Annotated in this window: 1 protein-coding gene; it reads right to left on the reverse strand. The window is 38.8% G+C overall.

Translation table 11 applies throughout. The features are described 5' to 3' along the window. Nucleotides 1–731: YjiH family protein (locus A6F49_RS14510; protein ID WP_082911823.1), on the reverse strand; the 731-nt coding region annotated here is incomplete at its 3' end. Nucleotides 732–766: the final 35 nt, after the last annotated feature.

The following is a 766-nucleotide window of genomic DNA, read 5'->3' on the forward strand; positions in this document are numbered from 1 at the left end:
GAAATCGCTGACGCTTTTGCAAGTACAGCCTGATCAGCAATTGGGAAAATATAAATAAATGGATAGAATATATAGCCAAGCCAATCAATGAATGGTGTATAGTTCGCTACAATCAGTCCTAAAGAACCAATCGATAATATAGAAGGTAAAATACCAACAGTCATTTCTAAACCGTCTTTCAAATTGTCCCAAACGTTCTTCACGAGAGATGGTGTTAATGCATTTTGTTTCATCGCCTCTGCGTGTGCAGATTTCAGTCTGCTTCCTTCGATCGCAACTTCTTGCTCTCCACGTTGTCCGTTATATTGCTCTGTTGATACATTGGTGCTTGGCGTTTGGCCGGCCGGACTTGCAGTCACGACAAAGGTGATGGCTAAAGTTATCCCACAGAATAAATTCCAATGCGGCATTAATCCTAAAGTTTTAGCAACGATAAGCATAAAAGTTGCTGAAACTGTTGAAATGCCAGTCGCAATAATCGTAGCTTCTCGTTTGTTGTACATCCCTTGCTTATAGACACGATTATTAATCAATAATCCGAAGGAATATCTGCCGACAAACGAAGCTACTGTATCGACAGCGGATTTTCCTGGTGTTTTAAAAATAGGTCTCATAATAGGCTCCATATAAACACCGACAAATTCTAATAAGCCATAGCCCACTAATAAAGAAAGCGCAATTGCACCTACTGGAATTAAGATACTTAATGGCATCATTAATTTTTCAAACAAAAACGGACCATAGTTAGCTTTAAATAGTATTGATG

The sequence above is a fragment of the Enteractinococcus helveticum genome, from assembly GCF_001657475.1.
In the GTDB taxonomy this organism is placed as follows: domain Bacteria; phylum Actinomycetota; class Actinomycetes; order Actinomycetales; family Micrococcaceae; genus Yaniella; species Yaniella helvetica.